Genomic DNA, 17,755 nt, shown 5'->3' with positions numbered 1-17,755 from the left:
CCTTTCAGCCATCGCGTCGGCGGGCGGTTGCTACACCAATTCCCGGACCACTGCCCATGGTTTGACGGTCCGTATGCATAATGCTCGGCATGAAGAAGTTGATCTCCGCGGCCCGGGCCCTGTCGGCTCGGACGTGTCCTCGCCCGGATCCGTGATCAAGGGCTGACCGACTCAGGCCGGACAACCGGCGAGCCACGGGGGGCTCGCGACTCTTAGACGTGGAGACAGTTAATCGATGCGCCCCCGGACGCTGTTGCGGGCCCTGCTGACCGAGCGGGGCTGCGGCCACTTCGCTACGTTCGAAGAAGAGTTCACCCGGTCCGCCCAGCTCGCAGCCGCGAAACTGAACCGGCCCGACCTGGCGACGGTGACCGCCTCCCAGGCCACCTGGAAGCGCTGGCTCTCCGGCGACCAGATACCCCGCAGTGACGCCGGTGCCGTCCTTGAGTTCATGCTCGGTGTCGACGTCGAGACGCTGCTGCGGCCCGCGGTGGAACGCGGCGTCGTACTGCCGCAGATCGCGCCCAATGCCGCGCGGGACGCGGCGCGGCTCCTGAACGCCATGTTCGACACGTCCTATCTGGACCCCATGGGCCGGGCCTCCGGCATGGAGGGCGTGTGGCACCTGGACGGCCAGCGGTTCTTCGACGGCACGTCCGTCGCCGTCCAGCTCTACGAGGCCACCGAGCAGGACGGCCGTGTGGTCATCGGAGCCCATCACCATGCCCACATAAGGGCCTTCACGCGGGCCACGCGCCGAGCGCTGCTCCTCGGCACCCTCGGCGACGACGGCCTGTACGCGCTGGACGCCGCCCACGCCCGCCGTCAATTAGCGGTCACCGCCGAGACGATGCCGATCTCGACCCCGTACAAGATCGACGACCTCACGTACGGGCTGCTGTGGGCGATGCTGAATCTCGACGACAGCCTGCTGGCCAACGACCATGTGCTGCACGCCGAGCAGCAGACCCTGGAACCCCTGTGGGCGCAGCGGCGTTCGGCGGTCGCGCGGTCGGCCGTGCCGGAGCTCACCAACGTCGGCAGCGCCTGGCTCGGCATGTACTTCTGTGCCGAGCACATCATCCGGCGCCTGGACGAGGGCAGCTCGCCGCCGGTCTTCTGGACCCCGGTGCGGACGGGGGAGGAAGCCGCGGCGTGGCTGTTCTTCGCGTCCTGGACGCAGTTCCGGCACGCTCTTCAGGAGCGCCTGGCCGACGGCGCAGCCGCCCCCGAGCGGGTGTTCTGCATCCCCGAGGCGGAGGCCGGCGCGAGCCGGCGCTACGAGCGGATCCTGCTGTGGCTGGCCGTGGCCATGATGGAACGCGACGGGCAGACGATCTGGGTGTGCGCCGAGCCGGAGTACAAGCGCATCGACGGCTTCGTACTGGTTCCCGGACGCCGCGTCATCTCCGCCAACTGGCTGGGCGCCGAGGGCATTTGGCACGTCGACACCACCGACAGCCTGGCCGACGTCAGCGCCTACGCCCAGGTCGTCGACCACGCCCGCAGCCAGAGCGTCACCAAGGGCGACAGTTCGGAGGAGCGGCTGCGGTCGCTCGCCCGCCATCTCGACCTCGACTGGGGCTGGTTGGTCCGGCGCTGCCGCGAGCTGGGTGCGTACGGCATCGCGGGGATGCTGCGCCCGCGCAGTCGCCTCGTCTCCGTCGAGGAGCTCGAACGAGTACTGCGCTTCGCGGGCGAGTTCGGCGAGTGAGGTTCCGGCGGGGCCGGGGACCGGGCCCGTGATCGGGCCCCGTCTGGCTGCCGGGGCGGGCAGGGTCGTTTGAGGGTCGTTGAGGGGTGTGTCCGCGGCCGGGGGAGTGGAGCCTCACCCGGCTACCCGGCGGTAGGGGTGCCGGTCGGGCGACGGTCTCACACCTGACAGGGAGAAACGACCCCGGAACGACCCTGGTTTCCCGTAGCTCCGCCCGGGTCGGACCGACAGAGTTGATGTTCGTCGCGGAGGTCGTTTTGCCACGCGACAGCCACCCTGGACAAGATGCACGCGAGTCACAACGAGCCTCCGTCGCAAGGAGGTTCGGACGACCGCGGGCGCGGCCGACACGTACAAGGATGTCGGCGCGCCGGCGCTGCCCCCCGCTCGTCTTGAGGACGCCTATGTCTCACTACTCGTCGGACGCCACCGCATCCGGCGCCCACCGCAGCGGTCGGAGAGCCGGCAAGGCCGCTCCGGCCGACCTGAGGACCGAGCGTGGCCTGCGCCGGCGCACCACGATGCTCGGCATGGCCCCCGCCGGAACGGTGGGCGTCCTCGCGGGCGGAGCGTTCGCCGTCTCCGCGGCGGGCGCCTCAGGACCGCTGGTGTGGGGCGCGGGGGTCTCGGCCGGGGTGTGCTGCGCGGCGGTCCTCGCCGTGGCCCGGCGGGCCGCGCACAGCACCGCCGACGCGCTCACCCGGCAGCGCGCCGAGAACGACGCGGCGGTCGGCGAGTGGATCAGGCATCTGACGTCGCTCGCCGCCGAAGGGCACCAGAGCGTCGCGCGGACCGCGGAGCAACTGCGCGGCGGCGACCGCCCCGACGCACCCACGCCCGTCCCCGAGACGGCGGCGACGCACGCGTTCGGCGCGCTGGAGCAGCACCTGCGGCACTTCCAGCACACGGCGCAGACCGCCGTGATCCACGCGGGCACGCGCCAGCAGGTGGACGCCTTCGTCAACATCGCGCGGCGGCTGCAACTCCTCGTGACGCGAGCGCTGAAGCAGCTCGACGACGCCGAGCGGGTCGTCGAGGACCCCGAGCACCTCGACCGGCTCTACACCATCGACCACCTCGTCACCCGCGTGCACCGCGCGGTGGAGAGCCTCGCGGTCCTCGGCGGCGCCGTGCCCCGCCACTTCAGCTCCCCGGTCCCGCTCGCCACGGTGCTGCGCCAGGCCGTCGCGGAGATCGAGCACTACCCGCGCGTCCGCGTCCTGCCGCCGCCGTCCGGTTACGAGGTCCTCGGCCACTCCGCAGTCGAGATCATCCACCTCATCGCCGAACTGGCGGAGAACGCCACCAAGTTCTCGCCGCCGCACACGCAGGTGATGATCCGCGCCCAGATGGCCGCGTCCGGCATGGTCGTGGAGATCGAGGACCGCGGCCTCGGCATGCCCCCCGAAGTGCGGGACGAGATGAACCGCCTCCTCTCCCAGCCCGAACTCTTCGACGTCGACCAGCAGTTGCAGGACGGCCGCACCGGCCTGTTCGTCGTCGCGAAGATAGCCAGGCGGCGCGGGCTCGCCGTACAGCTCCAGGAGAACCTCTACGGAGGCGTCCAGGCGGTCCTGGTCCTTTCGCACTCGGTGCTCAGCGAGTCCCGCGCCGGGCAGAAGGCGGCGGCGCAGAAGGCCGCGCCGGCGAAGGCCCCCGCCGAGCCGGAGCCGCCCCGCGCGCCCGCCCCGGTCGCCCCGGTCGCGAGCCGCCGGGCGCAGCCGCTGCCCGCAGCCGTGGACCCCGCACGGCTCCAAGCACCCCGGGAGGCCACGGCCGTGACCACGCAGCCGCCCCTTCCCCAGCGGCAGGTGCCCCCCGCGCCCGCCGCCCCCGCCGAGCCGGCCGAGGACCCCACAGGGCGCCCGGTCCTGGCGCAGCGGAACAAGGAACGCCGCTCACACCTCTCCCCGCAACTGCGCGAGCAGGGGCCGGCCGCCGACCACGGCGACGGCGAGTCGATCGACGCAGGACTGCTCGCCCGCTTCACGGCGGGGCTGGAGCGGGCCGAGCAGGACGACGGGGCCACCCCCGCATCCCCGGTGGCACCCACTCAGCGCTATGACTCCCAGGAGTACCGATGACCCAGCCATCATTCGACCAGGACCTGGACTGGCTGCTCGCCGACCTCGCCGCCAGGGTGCCCGCCGTGACGGGCGCGGTCCTGGCCTCCAGCGACGGCGTGATGCGCCACAGCCACGGCCTCGGCTACGACGACGCGGACCGGCTGAGCGCCATCACCACCGGAATGTGCTCGCTCGGCGGCGGACTCGGCACCATCCAGCGCGCGTTCGGCGGGGTCGAGCAGGTCATCGTGCAGGGCGAGGGCGGCTATCTGTTCGTCTCCCGCGCCGGCGTCAACGGCGTACTCGGTGTGCTGACCGACAAGAGCGCGGACGTCGGAGTGGTCGGCTACGAGATCGCGATGCTCGTGAAGAGCGTCAGGGGCCACCTCGGCACGCCCGCGCGCACCGCTCCGGGGCCCACCGGCGCTCTGGTCGACTAACGGTGCCGGACTTCACCGACGAGCCCTGGCTGGCCGAGGACACCGCTCAGCTGCGGCTCTACGCACTGACCGGTGGCCGGACCCGCCCGGCCCGCGCCCTGGGACTCGTGTCCCGGGTGCGGGCTGCCCCCGGCCTCGCCCCCTCGACCGTGGACCGGCTCGGACCCGAGAGCGCCCAGGTGCTCGAACTGTGCGGTCAGGAAGCGCGGTCGGTCGCCGAGATCGCCGGCCGGCTGGGCGTCCCCGTACAGGTCACCAAGATCCTTCTGTCCGATCTGCTCGACTCCCACGTACTCGTTCCCGCGCTTCCCCCGCGAGAGGCGGACGGAAGCGACCCACTCCTCCTGGAGGCGGCACTTGAAGGCCTTCGAAGCCTCTGACGACATCCCCCTGACCGCGCTGAAGATACTCATCGCCGGCGGGTTCGGCGTGGGCAAGACGACCATGGTCGCCACGGTCAGCGAGATCGAACCGCTGACCACGGAGGAGATCCTCACCACGGCGAGCGCGGCCACCGACAGCCTGGTCGGCGTCGAGAACAAGACCACCACGACCGTGAGCATGGACTTCGGCCGCATCACCCTGTGGCGCCAGCAGTTGCAGCTCCTGCTGTTCGGCACGCCCGGTCAGGACCGCTTCTGGTTCATGTGGGACGACCTTGCCCTCGGCTCCATCGGGGCGGTCGTCCTCGCCGACACCCGCCGTCTCGACGACTGCTTCAGCGCGGTCGAGTTCTTCGAGGACCGCGGCGTGCCCTTCGTCGTGGCCGTCAACGAGTTCGACACCGCCCACCGCTACACGGCGGAGGAGGTGCAGTCCGCGATCGAGCTGAACCCCGACGTCCCCGTCATCATGTTCGACGCGCGCGCCCCGTTCTCCACCCAGCAGGTCCTGATCAAGCTCGTCGAGTACGCGCTCACGCTGTCCCTGCGCTCCGCGTCGGCGTCCGAGCCCGCACTCGCGCCGCCCGCTCCCGCCCCTTCACCTTCGTTGCCCTCCTCCTTCGACGGGAACCCTCACCGTGCCCTTTGACGCAGAGACGGGGCTGCACATCGCAGCCCCCGACACCGAACTCGACGCGCGCGTCGGACGCCTCGCCCAGCTCGGCCTGGGCGAGGCGGCCGCCGACCTCGACGCTCTCGCCTCGGAACTCGCCGAGGCGGCGGGCACCCCGTACGCGATGGTCAACCTCATCACCGACCAGCAGTTCTTCGCCGGACTGCACACGCCGCAGGGCCTGCCCAACACCCTTGGCCCGCAGGACGCGATGAGCGGGCCCGAGGTCGGCCGCGTGATGGCCCGCGACCACGGCTACTGCCCCGAGGTCATCAGCCGTCGCATCCCGCTCGTCCTGCCCGACGTGTACGCGGCGCCGCGGTTCGCCGGCAACCCGGTGGTCGACGAACTGGGCATCCGCGTATACCTCGGGGCGCCGCTCATCGACGAGGAGACCGGCATCGCGCTCGGCACCGTCTGCGCGGTGGGCACCGAGCCCCGCGCCCTGGCTACGGCGCGCGGCTCCCTCGACCTGATCAAGAGGTTCCGCGACCAGGCCATGCAGCGCATCTACGAGCGTGCCGGGCAGCCCCGCCTCTGACGCCCTACACGGCCGCCGCTTCGGGAACGCGCGGAGCGGCGAGCCGGCTCGACCAGTTGCTCAGCGACGTGCCGAGCGCGACCTCGGCCAGCCGGTAGAGCTGGATGTCGGACGTCCCGGCCGGGGCGTAGATGTGCGAGGCGTCCCGAGCGAACCGCTCGACGGGCCGGTCGGGGAACAGGCCGCACGCGGCGTGGATCTCCATCGCCGCCCGCGCCGAGTCGATGGCGGACTCCACGTTGAGGTACTTGGCGTTCATCAGCTCCGCGTCGCAGGCGATGCCCGAGTCCAGCAGATGTACGGCGTGATAGGCGGCCAGGCGGGCGGTCATCAGGCGTGACTGCATCTCGCCCAGCTTCTGACGGATCGTGGGCAGCGCGCTGAGCGGCTTGCCGTAGCGCAGCTGCTCGGAGGTGTAGCGGGTCGTTTCCTCCAGGAGCGCCTGATGGATGCCGAGCGACACGGCGGTCAGGTTCGGCCGGCCGTAGAGCACGCTGGAGGAGTACGCGACGTCGAGGCCCTGGCCCTCGTCACCGAGAAGGTTCTCGGCGGGGACGCGGCACTCGTCGTAACGGATCTCGCCGAAGCTGAATCCGTGCAGGCCCATCGCGGGCCGGTGCGGGGCCAGCGAGAATCCGGGGCGGTCGGACTCGACGAGGAACGCGGACAGTCCGGTGGAGCCCTCGCCTGTGCGCACCACCACACCGTGCAGGTCGCCGACATGGCTGTTGCCGACGAAGACCTTGCGCCCGTTGAGGACGTACTCGTCGCCCTCGCGCCGCGCCGTCGACTCCATGCCGAGTACATGTCCGCCGGACTGGGGCTCGGTCACCGCGATCGTCGGAAGGCAGTCGCCGGCCGCGACAGCCGGCAGCCATTTCAGCTTCTGCCGTTCACTGCCGAAGTGGATGATCTTGGCGACGCCCAGCTGCGAGGCCTGCACCATGGCGCCCATCGCGCCGCTGACGCGCGACAGTTCCTCGATGATGATCGTCTTCGCCAGATGGCCCATGCCCATGCCGCCGTAGACCTGGTCGATGGTGACACCGAGCCAGCCCTCCTTGGCGATGAGCCGGGACAGTTCGTGCTCGACGGCCCGTGACGCCTCCATGTCCGCTGTCCGGGGAGCCACCTTCGCCTCTGCGAAGGCGCGGACCTCGGCCCGCAGTATTTCGTGACGCTCCGTCATGAAGTAGCCGTCCATCTGTAACCCTTCCTTACACGCAGGCCGCTTGGAACCCGGTCCCGCCCCGACGGGCACGTGGCCGGGCCGGCCATCTGGTGGACATACGAAAACGAGGAACAGGAAGACGTGCTGTTCGCGCACGGTCGATCGCGGTCCGGACCGCCGCGCGAAGCGGCGAAGCCCTGCGGGGACCCTCCTGTCAGGAGGTGGATTGCGCGTTCGCTGATGTGTGGCGGATCGCGGGCGTCCGCCGCCGACATCTCATCCGGAGGGCCTCCAGGACAGGAGGCACCGGGTGGGAGGCGGGCGGGGGCGTGCCTGTGCGCTCGGCGCGGACCTTCGCGTCGACGGCGCGCACCTGGATCACGTATCGCCTCACTTCGCTCCCGTGGTCGGGCCGGCACGTTCGACGGGCCACGGGGTGTGACCGCTGCCGGAAACAGTCGGACAGTCCCGCTCCTGCGTGCGTCGCTGCACCTCAGAGGAGGACCTGTCTCTACGGTGACGATCTAGCGGCCGGTTTTCACTACATGCCCGGGGTCGTTTGAGGGTCGTTTCTTTACGAGCGGACGCGGGGGCCCCGCTTTCTGAAGGCGCTGACGGGAGCGGACGTGCGTCCGCGTACCGCTGTCCCGACGGCTGGTTCGCAGCACGGAATCTCCACCTCCGAGGGTCGGGTCCTTGGATGTTCCGGCTCACCCGTGAGGCCTGGCGCGGACGTGCATGCGTTCCCCCTGCCTCCCGAAGAGGCTGAGGAGTTCGACGGGCCGGCCGTCCGCGCTGCTGAACCAGTGCGGGACCCGGGTGTCGAACTCGGCGGCCTCGCCCGGGCCGAGGACCAGATCGTGCTCGGCGAGCACGAGCCGCAGCCGGCCGTCCAGCACGTACAGCCACTCGTAGCCCTCGTGCATACGGAGATCCGGCTCGCAGCCCCGGTCGGCGATGACCATCTTGTACGCCTGAAGCGGGCCGGGCGACCGGGTCAGGGGGACGAACGTGCCGCCGCTCGGCATCGGGCGGGGCGTCAGCCGGACCCGGGGATCGCCCACCTCGGGAGCGCCGACCAGCTCGTCCAGTGGCACGCCGTACGCACCGGCCAGCGGCAGCAGCAGCTCAAGGCTGGGGCGGCGGTGTCCGGACTCAAGGCGCGAAAGGGTGCTCTTGGAGATGCCGGTGACCTCCGAGAGGGCCGCCAGGGTGAGACCACGCCGGTCGCGCAGTCGTCTCAACCGCGGGGCGACCTCGTCGAGTACCGCTTGATAGGGCGCTGGTTTGGCCACATCGTCCCCATCATCAACGTCATCCACATCGTCCATGCGGGCATTTCACCCGGCTGTCCCGGAATTGGCAACACGGATTGCCGTTCAGGGGCGACGGGTGCACTCTCCTGGCCATGAGCACTCACAGGAATCCCGCGCAGAGCCACGGACACGACCACGCGCACGGCCACGGGCATGACCACGGTTCCGACAGCACCGACATCGACTGGGAGGCCATGGCCGACACGCTGGAGAACAACGGCGATGTGCACCTCCCGGCCCTGAGGTGGACGGCGACCCGGCTCGCGGAACTGCTCGGCCCGGACAAGCGGGTCCGCCGCATCCTCGACATCGGCAGCGGACCGGGCGTGATGACCTGCGCGCTCGCCGAGGCCTTCCCGCACGCCGAAGTCGTCGCGGTGGACGGTGCGCCCGCACTGCTCGACCGGGCTCTGGTCCGCGCCGGGCGGCTCGGACTCGGCGACAGGGTGACGATCCGGCACGCGGAGCTGCCGGGCGACCTGGCAGACGGCGACGGGCAGACGGGCGGCGGTCTCGGCGAGGCCGATCTGATCTGGAGCAGCAAGGCTGTTCACCACATCGGTGATCAGCAGGGTGTCCTGGACGCGCTCACCGGCGCGCTGCGGCCCGGCGGCATGCTCGCGGTCGCCGAGGGCGGACTGCCCATGCGCTGCCTCCCCCGCGACATCGGCATCGGCAAGCCGGGTTTCCAGGCGCGGCTCGACGCCCTGCAGGAGTACTGGTTCGAGCGGATGCGCTCCGAGCTGCCGGGCAGCACCAGCACGGTCGAGGACTGGCCCTCGATGCTCGCCGAGGCAGGACTCACGGACGTCGGCAGCTTCACGTACCTGCTCGACCTGCCGGCGCCCCTCGGCGAGACGGCCCGCACGTTTGTGCACAACCAACTGACCCGGCTGCGCGACGTGATGAGCGAGTCCCTGGAAGCCGACGACCGCAAGACGCTCGACGTCCTGCTCGACGACTCGGCGCCGGAGAGCATCCTGCGACGTCCCGACGCGTTCGTGCTCTCGGCCACCACCGTCTTCGCGGGTGTGCGCCAGGCGTCGTGACGACCGGCGGGCGGGGTGCTCCGTCTGCGTGGAACGTGTGGGCTCGTTTGTGTGATGTGCCTGTGTGGCTGGCCTGATCCGCGTTCCCGGCTGTGCTTACCGTGGCCTCTCGTCGAGGGTTGGAGCGCGCATGCCCGAGCAGGAACGTGAAGTGGAGCAGCGGCGGGAACCGTCCGTGCCGTTGGGTGTCGGGGTGCGGCGGGCCACGCTGGACGACGGTCGTGTGGTGACCATCGTGTGCGAGGCGGGACTGCCCCAGAACGAGGTGAACGCCATCGCCGCCCGCGTCGCCGAGTCGAGCCTGAGGCGTTGATACGTCGACGTCGCAACGCCCCCGCTCAGCCGGCGCGGGGGCGTTGCGGCGTACCCGGCAGAGGCACGTGGGCACACACCGGGCCGGAATCCGGCTGGTGGCCGTGGGAGGTGACCACGACCATGGAGCGATGACGAGGATCCGTGAGGCTTCCCCCGGTGACGTCGACGCCATGGTCCGTCTGAACGGCATGGTTCAGCGGCTGCACGCGCGGCACCGGCCGGACCTGTTCGTCGACGAGCCGTCGGAGGCAGGGATGACGGAGCGCTTCCGGGGCTGGCTGGGGGACGAGGCCTCGACCCTCCTGGTCGCCGAGTCCGACGGGGGCGACGTGGTGGGCTACACGTTCTGCCGCGTCGAGAGGCGGGAGGGATCCCTGAACACCCGGCCCGCCACAGTGGTCTCCATGGAGCACCTGGCCGTGGACCCCGACAGCGCTCGGAGCGGGGTCGGCGCGGCGCTGGTGGAAGCCGTCCGTGATGTGGGGCGCCGAGCCGGATGCCGGCGGCTGGTCGCGAGCGTGTGGGAGTTCAACGACGCGGCACGGCCGTTCTACGAAGCCATCGGGTTGCTTCCGATGCAGGTGCGGATGGACCAGCCGCTGTAAGGCGCCGCTGCGGGGAGAGGGCCGGTGCCTCACCTCACCCGAGCAGGGCGGCGGGGCGGGAGATGAGCCACCTCTGGACGGCGAGCGCGACGGTGTCGTCGAGGGCGCTGAGCGCGTCGATGGCCTTCATGTCGTCGGGGTGGGGCGGGATCCCGGCGGTGGTGAGCGTGGCGTTCAGGCTGAGGCGGTGCCGGTCACGGGAGGTCAGGCAGGTGGGGGCCGACGGGGCCAGGTCCAGGCGCTGCGCCGGGTTGGGCAGCGGGAGCAGGAAGTCGGCGCCCGCGTCCAGGTCGGGGGTCGGCAGGATGGTGGCAGCAGAGTTCATGGCACTTCCTCACGACGGTCGGTCTGTGTCGGTCTGTGTCGGTCAGGAGGCTGCCGGGCCGCCGGTTGGTTGCGTCCTGCCGGACACAGCACCCGAACGCCCTAATCACCGCACAAAGTCGGACATCAACTGCCTATCGGAGAAGGCGCTTTCACCTGCGCTTTTACCTGTGTCGTCACCCGCACCTCCGGCGATACGACGCATGGTTCGTGCATCTGTCGCATTGGCCAAAGCGTCCTGCCGCTCTTGTGCGGATCCGACGTTGAGTGCGCGGTCCGGGTGCCGCAGCATCCCCCGCAGCCCCTCGCGATCCACCGCGGGGCGTGGGACATCCAGGAGGACTCATGCGCGTGACGGCCCGTCAACTGTGCCGCCGCAAGCCGCTGGAGAGCATGATCGGTGAGGCGGAGGGCGGGGCCTCGGAGCCGGGCGGTCTGCGGCGCAGTATGGGGCTGACGCAGCTGACCCTGCTGGGGATCAGCTCCGTCGTCGGCACCGGCATCTTCTTCGTGCTCGGCACGGCGGTCCCCAAGGCGGGACCGGGCGTGGTGCTCTCCTTCGTCGTCGCGGCGGTGGTCGCGGGACTCGCCGCGCTGTGTTACGTCGAACTGGCCGGCGCGATCCCGGTCGCGGGCAGCACGTACTCGTACACCTACGCGTCCCTCGGTGAGGGAGCGGCGTATCTGGTCGCATGGTGTCTGATTCTTGAGTACGGGGTCGCGGTCTCCACCGTGGCGGTGAGCTGGGGGCAGTACCTCAACGAACTCACCGACGCGCTCTTCGGGTTCACGCTGCCCGACGCGATCAGCCGGCCGCCCGGCGCCGGGGGAGTGGTGAACGTCCCGGCGCTCGTCGTGGTGCTGCTCTGTTCCCTGCTGCTGGCGCGCGGCACGCGCGAGTCCGCACGCCTCAACGCCGTCATGGTGTGCATCAAGCTGAGCGTCCTCGTGCTGTTCGTCGCCGTGGCGTTCACCGCGTTCCGCGCCGGTCACTTCGCCGACTTCGCACCGCACGGCGCGTCCGGCATCGGGGTCGCCGCCTCCGCCGTCTTCTTCTCCTACGTCGGTTTCGACACCGTCGCCACGGCGAGCGAGGAGGTCCGCAACCCGCGGCGCACCATCCCGCTCGCACTGCTCCTGACGCTCGGCGCGGTCACGGTGCTGTACATCCTGGTGTCCCTCGCGGCGGTCGGCGCACAGCCCGCCGGACGGTTCGGCGCGCAGGCCGACGCGGGCGAAGCGGTCCTCGCCGAGATCCTGCGCGACGTCACGGGCGCCGGGTGGCCCGTCGTGCTGCTGTCGGCCGGTGCCGTGGTGTCCATCTTCAGCGTGGTGCTGGTGACCCTGTACGGGCAGACGCGCATCCTCTTCTCGATGGCCCGCGACGGGCTCGTCCCCGAGATCTTCCGCCGCGTCGACCGCAAGCGGCACACCCCGGTCGGCAACACATGGATCGTGGGCGCCGGCGTCGGAGCGCTGGCCGCGTTCGTACCCCTGCAGTACCTGGCCGACCTGACCAGCATGGGAACCCTCGTCGCGTTCGTGGCCGTGGCGGCGGCCGTCATCGTCCTGCGCCGCATCGCCCCCGACGCGCCGCGGCCGTACAAGGTGCCCCTGTATCCGGTGGTGCCGATCGTGTCCGCGGCGTCCTGCCTCTACCTCGCGTGGCTCCTGCCGGGTGTCACGTGGGTGCTCTTCGGTGTGTGGCTGGTGCTCGCGGCGGTGCTCTACCTGACGTTCGGCCGCCGCCACTCCGCCCTGCGTGGGCGGGGCGCTTCGGCGGAGGAGGTTGTCGTGACAACTACCCCTGCGCAAGCCTGAGTTCGAGCCACGCGGCAAGCCGCACCTCGCGGTCGTCGAGGTCGAGGCCGAAGAGTTCGCGTACCCGCCGCAGCCGGTAGCGCAGAGTGTTGGGATGCACCCGCAGACCGGCGGCGGCGCTCGCGACGTCCCCGGTCGCGTCCAGCCAGGCCGTGACCGTCGCCGCGTAGTCGGTGCCCTGCTCCCCGTCGTGCGCCAGCAGGGCGGCGACCCCGGGCAGCCGAAGCCACGGCTCCCGGCGCAGCTCGTCGCCGAGCCGGTTCAGCAGGACCACGTGCCGTACGTCCTCGGCGGTGGCCGTGGGCGCGTCGGCCCGGCCGCCGCCGGTGGCCCGGAGAATGTCGTCCGCCTCGCGCCGCAGCGCACCGGCCCGCAGCAGATCCGGGTACGCCCGTGTCACCACGGCCCGCACCGGAGTACCCAGAGCGGCCCGCACGGTCCCCAGCGCACCGTCCGCGAACCTCCGCGCGGCGGCGGGCGAGAGCGAGCTCAGCAACACGTACACCGCACGCGCCGAGGCCGTCACCGTCGCCGACGGCAGGTGCGCCGCGCAGTACCGGACCAGGGACGACTCCAGGTGGGCGACGAGGGCGCTGCCCTCGTCCGGGGCGAACGCGGCCAGGCACACCTTCTCCCCCTGGCCGAGCCCGAGCCGGCCCGCTGCCTCGTCGGCCGGCGGCCCGTACCCCTCGAGGAGCGCCCGAAGGGTGTCCCGGCGCACGCGCTGCTCGGCCTCGGTCGCGTTCAGCGCGCGCAGCAGATGCGGAGCCGCCAGCCGCGCCGCGTCCCGCAGCGCCGACTCGGCCTGCTCCGACAGGCCGCCCTCCGGCTCGATCGCCCACAGAGTCCCCAGCGGCAGGGTCCCCGCTCGCACTGCGACCGCCGCACGTGCCAGCTCGTCGCGCGCCCGGGGGAACCGCACCACGCCCTGCGCCGCCAGCACATCGCGGTACTGCTGCCGCTGGCCCGGGTCGTCAGGGACACGCCGCTCCAGGATGCCGCGTTCGCGCAGGCTGTCGATGCGCTGGCCGGGGACGTTCGAGTAGGCGACGACATGCTGGTCCAGGTCCTCCACGGCGACCGAGCCGCCCACGACCGCGGCCACCGCGTCGGCCAGCGCGAAGAGCTCCTCGGTTCCGGCAGGGGCCGACGGGGACAGGTCACCCACTCCGTACGCCGCGAGGGCGCAGCCGATCTCCGCGTCCACGTACCGCCACGGCGCCGCGTCGCCGGCGGCAAGGACCGCCACGGAACACCGCTCGGCCTCGGCCGTCAGCCGATCCGCCTCCTGCCCACGGCACTTGACGACCACCCCCGCGTAACCCTCCGCCGCCGCGCGCCGCAGCACGGTACCCGTACGCGGATCGGCCACGTCCGCGCCGACGAGCAGCAGCAGCGCCGAGGGGGCCGCGGGCAGCGGGTCGCCCGGGTCGTGGATGACGGTGCCGCGCACGGGGACGTCGAGGCCGGCGGGCGCGGCGAGCGCGCGGAGCGGGCCGGTGGAGCCGACGAGCAGCCGCAAGGAGCCCGCGGCCCGGCCGTCGGGAATTGTCCGATCAGACAACGGGGGTCTCGATTCCTGGGGCGGGACGCCGGTGAAGGCGACGGGGGAAGCCGTCAGGATAGGCCCATCAACCAGGGACAGGAGTCATCGCCCATGAGTGTCACGACCGCCACGACCGCCATCTCGGATATCGTCGGACTCTTCCCGAAGGGGACAGATCTCGCCCCCGACGGCGAGATGGTCGTCGGCGGATGCCGCCTCGACGACCTGGCCGAGCGCTTCGGCACCCCCGCCGTCATCGTCGACGAGGGCGCTCTCAGGGCCCGCGCACGCGAGTACGTGGACGCCCTGAAGCGTCATTGGCCGAACGGACAAGTGGTCTTCGCGTCGAAGTCCTTCCCGTGCACCGCCGTCGTCCGGGTGATGGTCGAGGAAGGGCTCGGCGTGGACGTCGCCGGAGGCGGAGAACTCGTGGCCGCACTCGCCGCGGGCGCCGACCCGGCCCGGCTCGTCGTCCACGGCAATGCCAAGACCGACGAGGAACTCGCCATGGCGGTCGGCGCCGGAGCCGGCACGATCGTCATCGACAACTTCGACGACATCGACCGCCTGGAGAACATCGTCACGGACGAGCAGCGCGTCCTGATCCGCGTGATCCCGGACGTCGAGGCCGACACCCACGAGGCGATGGCCACCGGCCACGCCGGTTCCAAGTTCGGCCTCTCCGTGCCCGACGCGGTGCGCGCCGCGGCCCGGCTGCGCGCCAGTGACCGGCTCCGCCTCGACGGCGTGCACGTCCACGTCGGCTCGCAGCTCCTCGACACCGCCCCGTTCGCCCGCGCCGTCGAGGCCATCGCCTCCCTCGGCGAGCTGGGCGAGCACGCGGTGTACGACCTGGGCGGCGGCCTGGGAGTCCGGTACACCTACGCCGACCAGGCGCCGACGGTCGACGCGTACGTACGGACCCTGACCGAAGCGGCCCGCGCCCATCTCCCCGCGAACGCCCGGCTGATCATCGAGCCCGGACGGTCCCTGGTCGCCGAGTCGGCGCTCACCCTCTACCGCGCGATCACCGTCAAGCGGGACCGCCCACGCGCCCTCGTCGCCGTCGACGGCGGCATGGGCGACAACCTCGAACCCATGCTGTACGGCCAGCGTTTCGAGGCGACGGTCACCTCCCGCGTGGGCGGCGGGGAGCCCTGCGACCTGGTCGGCCGGCACTGCGAGTCGGGCGACACCCTCATCCGCGACGTACCGCTGCGCGCCCCGGTCGTCGGCGACGTGATCGCGGTACCGGTCACCGGCGCGTACTGCTACTCGCTCTCCAACAACTACAACGGCGCCCGCCGCCCCCCGGTCGTCTTCTGCCGCGACGGCGAGGCCCGCGCGGTGGTCCGCCGCGAGACGTACGAGGACCTGCTGCGCCGCGACCAGTGACGGCGTCCGCATAGAGGAGCGGTGGCTGACGGTGACGGCCGCCGGATCCCCCGGCTATACCGACCGGGCGACGGCCGCCACCACCTGGGCCGTCGCCAGGCCGAAGGCGCGGACGGAGGCACCGCCGATGCACCGGCCCGCCGCCGGGTCGTACACGCAGCCGAGCACCCCGGCGTGATCGGTGGCCTGTTCGCTGAGTGCGCAGTCCCAGCCGTGCGCGCGCAGCGCTTCGTGCATGTCCCGAGAGGACTCGACGGGGACGGCGGGGTCCTCCGTGCCGTGAACGAGCCGCACGGGCACACGTGCCGTGGCGCGCCCGAGGGCCTGGAGGGGCACGGCTCCCGTGGTGCGCGCCGGGCGCCGGTATCCGCCCGCGATGCCGACGACCGCGGCGGGTGGCCGGCCGTCGAGCTGTTCAGGGTCCAGGGCCACCCCCAGTGCGGCGCCCGCACCCGCCGACCAGCCGGCGACGACCAGCTGCCGGGACGGCCCGGCGAAGTCGTGGGCGAACCGCAGCGAATCGATGAGGTGCGCGCGGCCCTCGTCGGGGGTGTCCGAACGCCAGTCGGGGACGAGGACGGTGAGGCCCAGTTCCGCGATGTCCTGGGCCAGCGGGACCATCACGTCGCGCTCGTCGGTCCCGATGCCGTGCCACAGAAGGACACAAGAACCGTCGGCCTGGGGCGAGTTGTGGATGTCGAGAGGCTTGTGCTCCCTGCCGGTGGGATAGGTCACGGTGCGGATCGTTGCGCTCAAGGCCGTTCCTCCGGGCCGCCGGAATGCTGCGTCACGACCCCATCCTTGCCGCACACCGCCGTGAAGTCTCCCCGGGTGGCCGGGATGGATGCACGCGACCTCCCGGACCGCGCTGGTTCGGCCCGGACCGCCCCATCCGCACGGTGCACGGCACAGCAACGAGCGGGACGACCAGAAACTCCCTCCTCCAGGAGGGAGGCCGAGTCGATGGAAGACCTCGTGCGCCGGTCGGCCACCGCGTGACGAAGCCGGCTCGGGTCACCCGAGAACGCGACCCTCAAGTGCCGTACGCCACGCGGGCGGTGTCGGTTCCTGGGCCGGGATGTCCCGTCGGCCGCCGCGGGCGAAGAAGTCCTCCAGGGGAAGGGTCGCCGCACCGACGGTGACCGCGTCGGGGCCCAGCTTGCCCAGTTCGATCGTGGCCTTTCCGGCCGGGTAGGACAGGGCGTACTTCGTGGTGTGCTTCCGGACGTCGTCGAGGAAGCGGGAGCCGAACTGGAGCCCGGCCCAGCCGCCGATCAGGATGCGCTCGGGCTGGAAGAGGTTGATCAGGTCGGACAGTCCGGCGCCCAGGTACTCGGCCGTCTTCGCCATCACCTCGTAGGCCACAGGGTCGGGCTCGGTCCCGTCCGTCGGGCACGCGGCGGCGAGCAGCGCCGTCAACTGGGTCTCCTCGTCGGCTCCTCGGGGCGGCTGTCCGCCGGCCTCGCGCCACCGTTCCAGTACGGACTCGGCCCCCGCATACGCCTCCAGGCAGCCCGGCGCGCCGCACCGGCACGTCCGCCCGCCGGCCTGCACCGTCAGATGGCCCCACTCCAGCGCCCGCCCCCTGCCGTCCGCGAAGAGGCAGGCGCCGACGCCGGTGCCGAAGAGGACGATCGCGGCGCTGCGCGCACCGCGCCCGGCGCCGAACCACATCTCCGCCTGCCCGAGCGTCTTGGCGCCGTTGTCGATGAAGTACGGGACTGTGGAGGGGAGTTGGGAGGAAGTCCGTAGCAGCGCCTCCAACGGGACCGCGTCCCAGCCGATCGTCTGGCAGTGGACGACGGCCCCGGACTCGGGGACCCGCTCGACGACACCGGGAACGCCGATCCCGATCCCGAGAAGGCCGTCCGCCGGGACGCCGGCCTCGGAGAGCACCTGCTCGATGCCGCTCCGGATGTGTTCCACGACAACGGCGACGTCGTAGCCGTCGCCCGTCAACGGGATGTCGGCGCGGGCGAGTTCGGTGAGGGTCACGTCGAAGACCTCCACGCGGACGCGGGTCTCGCCGACGTCGATGCCGATCAGGCTGCCGCTGCGCGGGCTGACGCGGAGCAGGATGCGCGGCCGGCCGCCGTCGGAGTCCAGGCTGCCGGCCTCCTCCACCAGCCCGTCGGCGGCGAGTTCGGCCACCACGTTGCTGACGGATCCTGAACTCAGTCCCGTGAGCGGGCCGAGCGCCTGGCGGCTCGTCGGGCCGTCGAAATACAACTGTTGCAGTATCACCGCGCGGTTGGCCCTGCGCAGGTCACTCACCGTGCGTCTGCTCCGCCGATCCATCTGGGCTCCTTCCTGACCTGCGACAGACGCAAGGTACCCCTGTCGAAACCCTTGACGCGACCTTTCCGCGCGGTTTAACTCACAGCCTAAATTAAGTC

Annotated in this window: 17 protein-coding genes; 11 read left to right on the top strand and 6 right to left on the bottom strand. The window is 71.5% G+C overall.

Features of this window, described 5'->3' with window-relative positions; genetic code table 11:
- The first annotated feature begins 235 nt into the window (after positions 1 to 235).
- From ACWIGU_RS06005 to ACWIGU_RS05980, 6 genes are all read left to right on the top strand, one after another.
- Positions 236 to 1,714, top strand: a complete 1,479-nt coding sequence (locus tag ACWIGU_RS06005; RefSeq protein ID WP_454397875.1) for a hypothetical protein — start codon at positions 236 to 238, stop codon at positions 1,712 to 1,714.
- A 404-nt stretch (positions 1,715 to 2,118) separates the two neighbouring features.
- Positions 2,119 to 3,798, top strand: coding sequence for a sensor histidine kinase (locus ACWIGU_RS06000; RefSeq protein WP_454397873.1), 1,680 nt, complete (start codon positions 2,119 to 2,121; stop codon positions 3,796 to 3,798).
- A complete protein-coding gene (locus ACWIGU_RS05995) occupies positions 3,795 to 4,220 on the top strand; it encodes a roadblock/LC7 domain-containing protein (RefSeq protein WP_383884237.1) in 426 nt (141 codons plus the stop codon). Before ACWIGU_RS06000 ends, ACWIGU_RS05995 begins: the two co-directional genes overlap by 4 nt.
- A 2-nt stretch (positions 4,221 to 4,222) precedes the next feature.
- Complete coding sequence (locus ACWIGU_RS05990; protein ID WP_454397870.1) at positions 4,223 to 4,600, top strand: DUF742 domain-containing protein; 378 nt, start codon at positions 4,223 to 4,225, stop codon at positions 4,598 to 4,600.
- Positions 4,578 to 5,252: a GTP-binding protein gene (locus ACWIGU_RS05985; protein WP_454397868.1), complete on the top strand. Its 675-nt coding sequence runs from the start codon at positions 4,578 to 4,580 to the stop codon at positions 5,250 to 5,252. The genes ACWIGU_RS05990 and ACWIGU_RS05985 overlap by 23 nt, the downstream gene beginning before the upstream one ends.
- Positions 5,242 to 5,817 carry a GAF domain-containing protein gene (locus tag ACWIGU_RS05980; RefSeq protein WP_356275305.1) on the top strand — a complete coding sequence of 192 codons (576 nt, stop codon included), beginning with the start codon at positions 5,242 to 5,244 and terminating at the stop codon, positions 5,815 to 5,817. The genes ACWIGU_RS05985 and ACWIGU_RS05980 overlap by 11 nt, the downstream gene beginning before the upstream one ends.
- A 4-nt stretch (positions 5,818 to 5,821) precedes the next feature.
- Here ACWIGU_RS05980 and ACWIGU_RS05975 read toward each other — a convergent pair whose 3' ends face one another.
- Positions 5,822 to 7,021 carry an acyl-CoA dehydrogenase family protein gene (locus ACWIGU_RS05975; protein ID WP_454397866.1) on the bottom strand — a complete coding sequence of 400 codons (1,200 nt, stop codon included), beginning with the start codon at positions 7,019 to 7,021 and terminating at the stop codon, positions 5,822 to 5,824.
- Between the two features lie 677 nt (positions 7,022 to 7,698).
- On the bottom strand, positions 7,699 to 8,319 hold the full coding sequence (locus ACWIGU_RS05970) for a helix-turn-helix domain-containing protein (protein ID WP_454397864.1): 621 nt from the start codon (positions 8,317 to 8,319) through the stop codon (positions 7,699 to 7,701).
- 77 nt (positions 8,320 to 8,396) lie between these two features.
- On the opposite strand from ACWIGU_RS05970, the gene ACWIGU_RS05965 reads away from it, so the two are divergent.
- The 3 genes from ACWIGU_RS05965 to ACWIGU_RS05955 all read left to right on the top strand — a co-directional run bounded on the left by ACWIGU_RS05965 (position 8,397) and on the right by ACWIGU_RS05955 (position 10,273).
- A complete protein-coding gene (locus tag ACWIGU_RS05965) occupies positions 8,397 to 9,353 on the top strand; it encodes a class I SAM-dependent methyltransferase (protein ID WP_454397862.1) in 957 nt (318 codons plus the stop codon).
- Positions 9,354 to 9,483: 130 nt separating this feature from the next.
- Positions 9,484 to 9,666 (top strand): hypothetical protein, encoded by a 183-nt coding sequence (locus tag ACWIGU_RS05960; protein WP_454397860.1) that lies wholly within the window; start codon positions 9,484 to 9,486, stop codon positions 9,664 to 9,666.
- 130 nt (positions 9,667 to 9,796) lie between these two features.
- Positions 9,797 to 10,273, top strand: a complete 477-nt coding sequence (locus ACWIGU_RS05955) for an N-acetyltransferase family protein (protein WP_454397858.1) — start codon at positions 9,797 to 9,799, stop codon at positions 10,271 to 10,273.
- Positions 10,274 to 10,307: 34 nt separating this feature from the next.
- Here ACWIGU_RS05955 and ACWIGU_RS05950 read toward each other — a convergent pair whose 3' ends face one another.
- Positions 10,308 to 10,598: a hypothetical protein gene (locus ACWIGU_RS05950; RefSeq protein WP_454397856.1), complete on the bottom strand. Its 291-nt coding sequence runs from the start codon at positions 10,596 to 10,598 to the stop codon at positions 10,308 to 10,310.
- A 344-nt stretch (positions 10,599 to 10,942) separates the two neighbouring features.
- Here ACWIGU_RS05950 and ACWIGU_RS05945 point away from each other — a divergent pair, with 344 nt between their 5' ends.
- Positions 10,943 to 12,418 (top strand): APC family permease, encoded by a 1,476-nt coding sequence (locus ACWIGU_RS05945; protein ID WP_454397854.1) that lies wholly within the window; start codon positions 10,943 to 10,945, stop codon positions 12,416 to 12,418.
- Here the strand turns inward: ACWIGU_RS05945 and ACWIGU_RS05940 are convergent.
- Positions 12,399 to 13,982, bottom strand: a complete 1,584-nt coding sequence (locus tag ACWIGU_RS05940; RefSeq protein ID WP_454397852.1) for a PucR family transcriptional regulator — start codon at positions 13,980 to 13,982, stop codon at positions 12,399 to 12,401. The genes ACWIGU_RS05945 and ACWIGU_RS05940 overlap by 20 nt on opposite strands.
- A 93-nt stretch (positions 13,983 to 14,075) precedes the next feature.
- Between ACWIGU_RS05940 and lysA the strand changes: the two genes are divergently transcribed.
- Positions 14,076 to 15,359, top strand: a complete 1,284-nt coding sequence (lysA, locus tag ACWIGU_RS05935; RefSeq protein WP_454397850.1) for a diaminopimelate decarboxylase — start codon at positions 14,076 to 14,078, stop codon at positions 15,357 to 15,359.
- A gap of 54 nt (positions 15,360 to 15,413) precedes the next feature.
- Here lysA and ACWIGU_RS05930 read toward each other — a convergent pair whose 3' ends face one another.
- Positions 15,414 to 16,115 carry an alpha/beta hydrolase gene (locus tag ACWIGU_RS05930; RefSeq protein WP_454397848.1) on the bottom strand — a complete coding sequence of 234 codons (702 nt, stop codon included), beginning with the start codon at positions 16,113 to 16,115 and terminating at the stop codon, positions 15,414 to 15,416.
- Positions 16,116 to 16,373: 258 nt separating this feature from the next.
- Entirely contained in the window at positions 16,374 to 17,657 is a 1,284-nt protein-coding gene (locus tag ACWIGU_RS05925; RefSeq protein WP_454397846.1) for an ROK family transcriptional regulator, read from the bottom strand.
- Positions 17,658 to 17,755: the final 98 nt, after the last annotated feature.

It is taken from the genome of Streptomyces sp. NPDC055400 (genome assembly GCF_053644375.1).
Note: the sequence above shows the minus strand (reverse complement) of the source record. Positions and strands in the feature narration are given on the sequence as shown.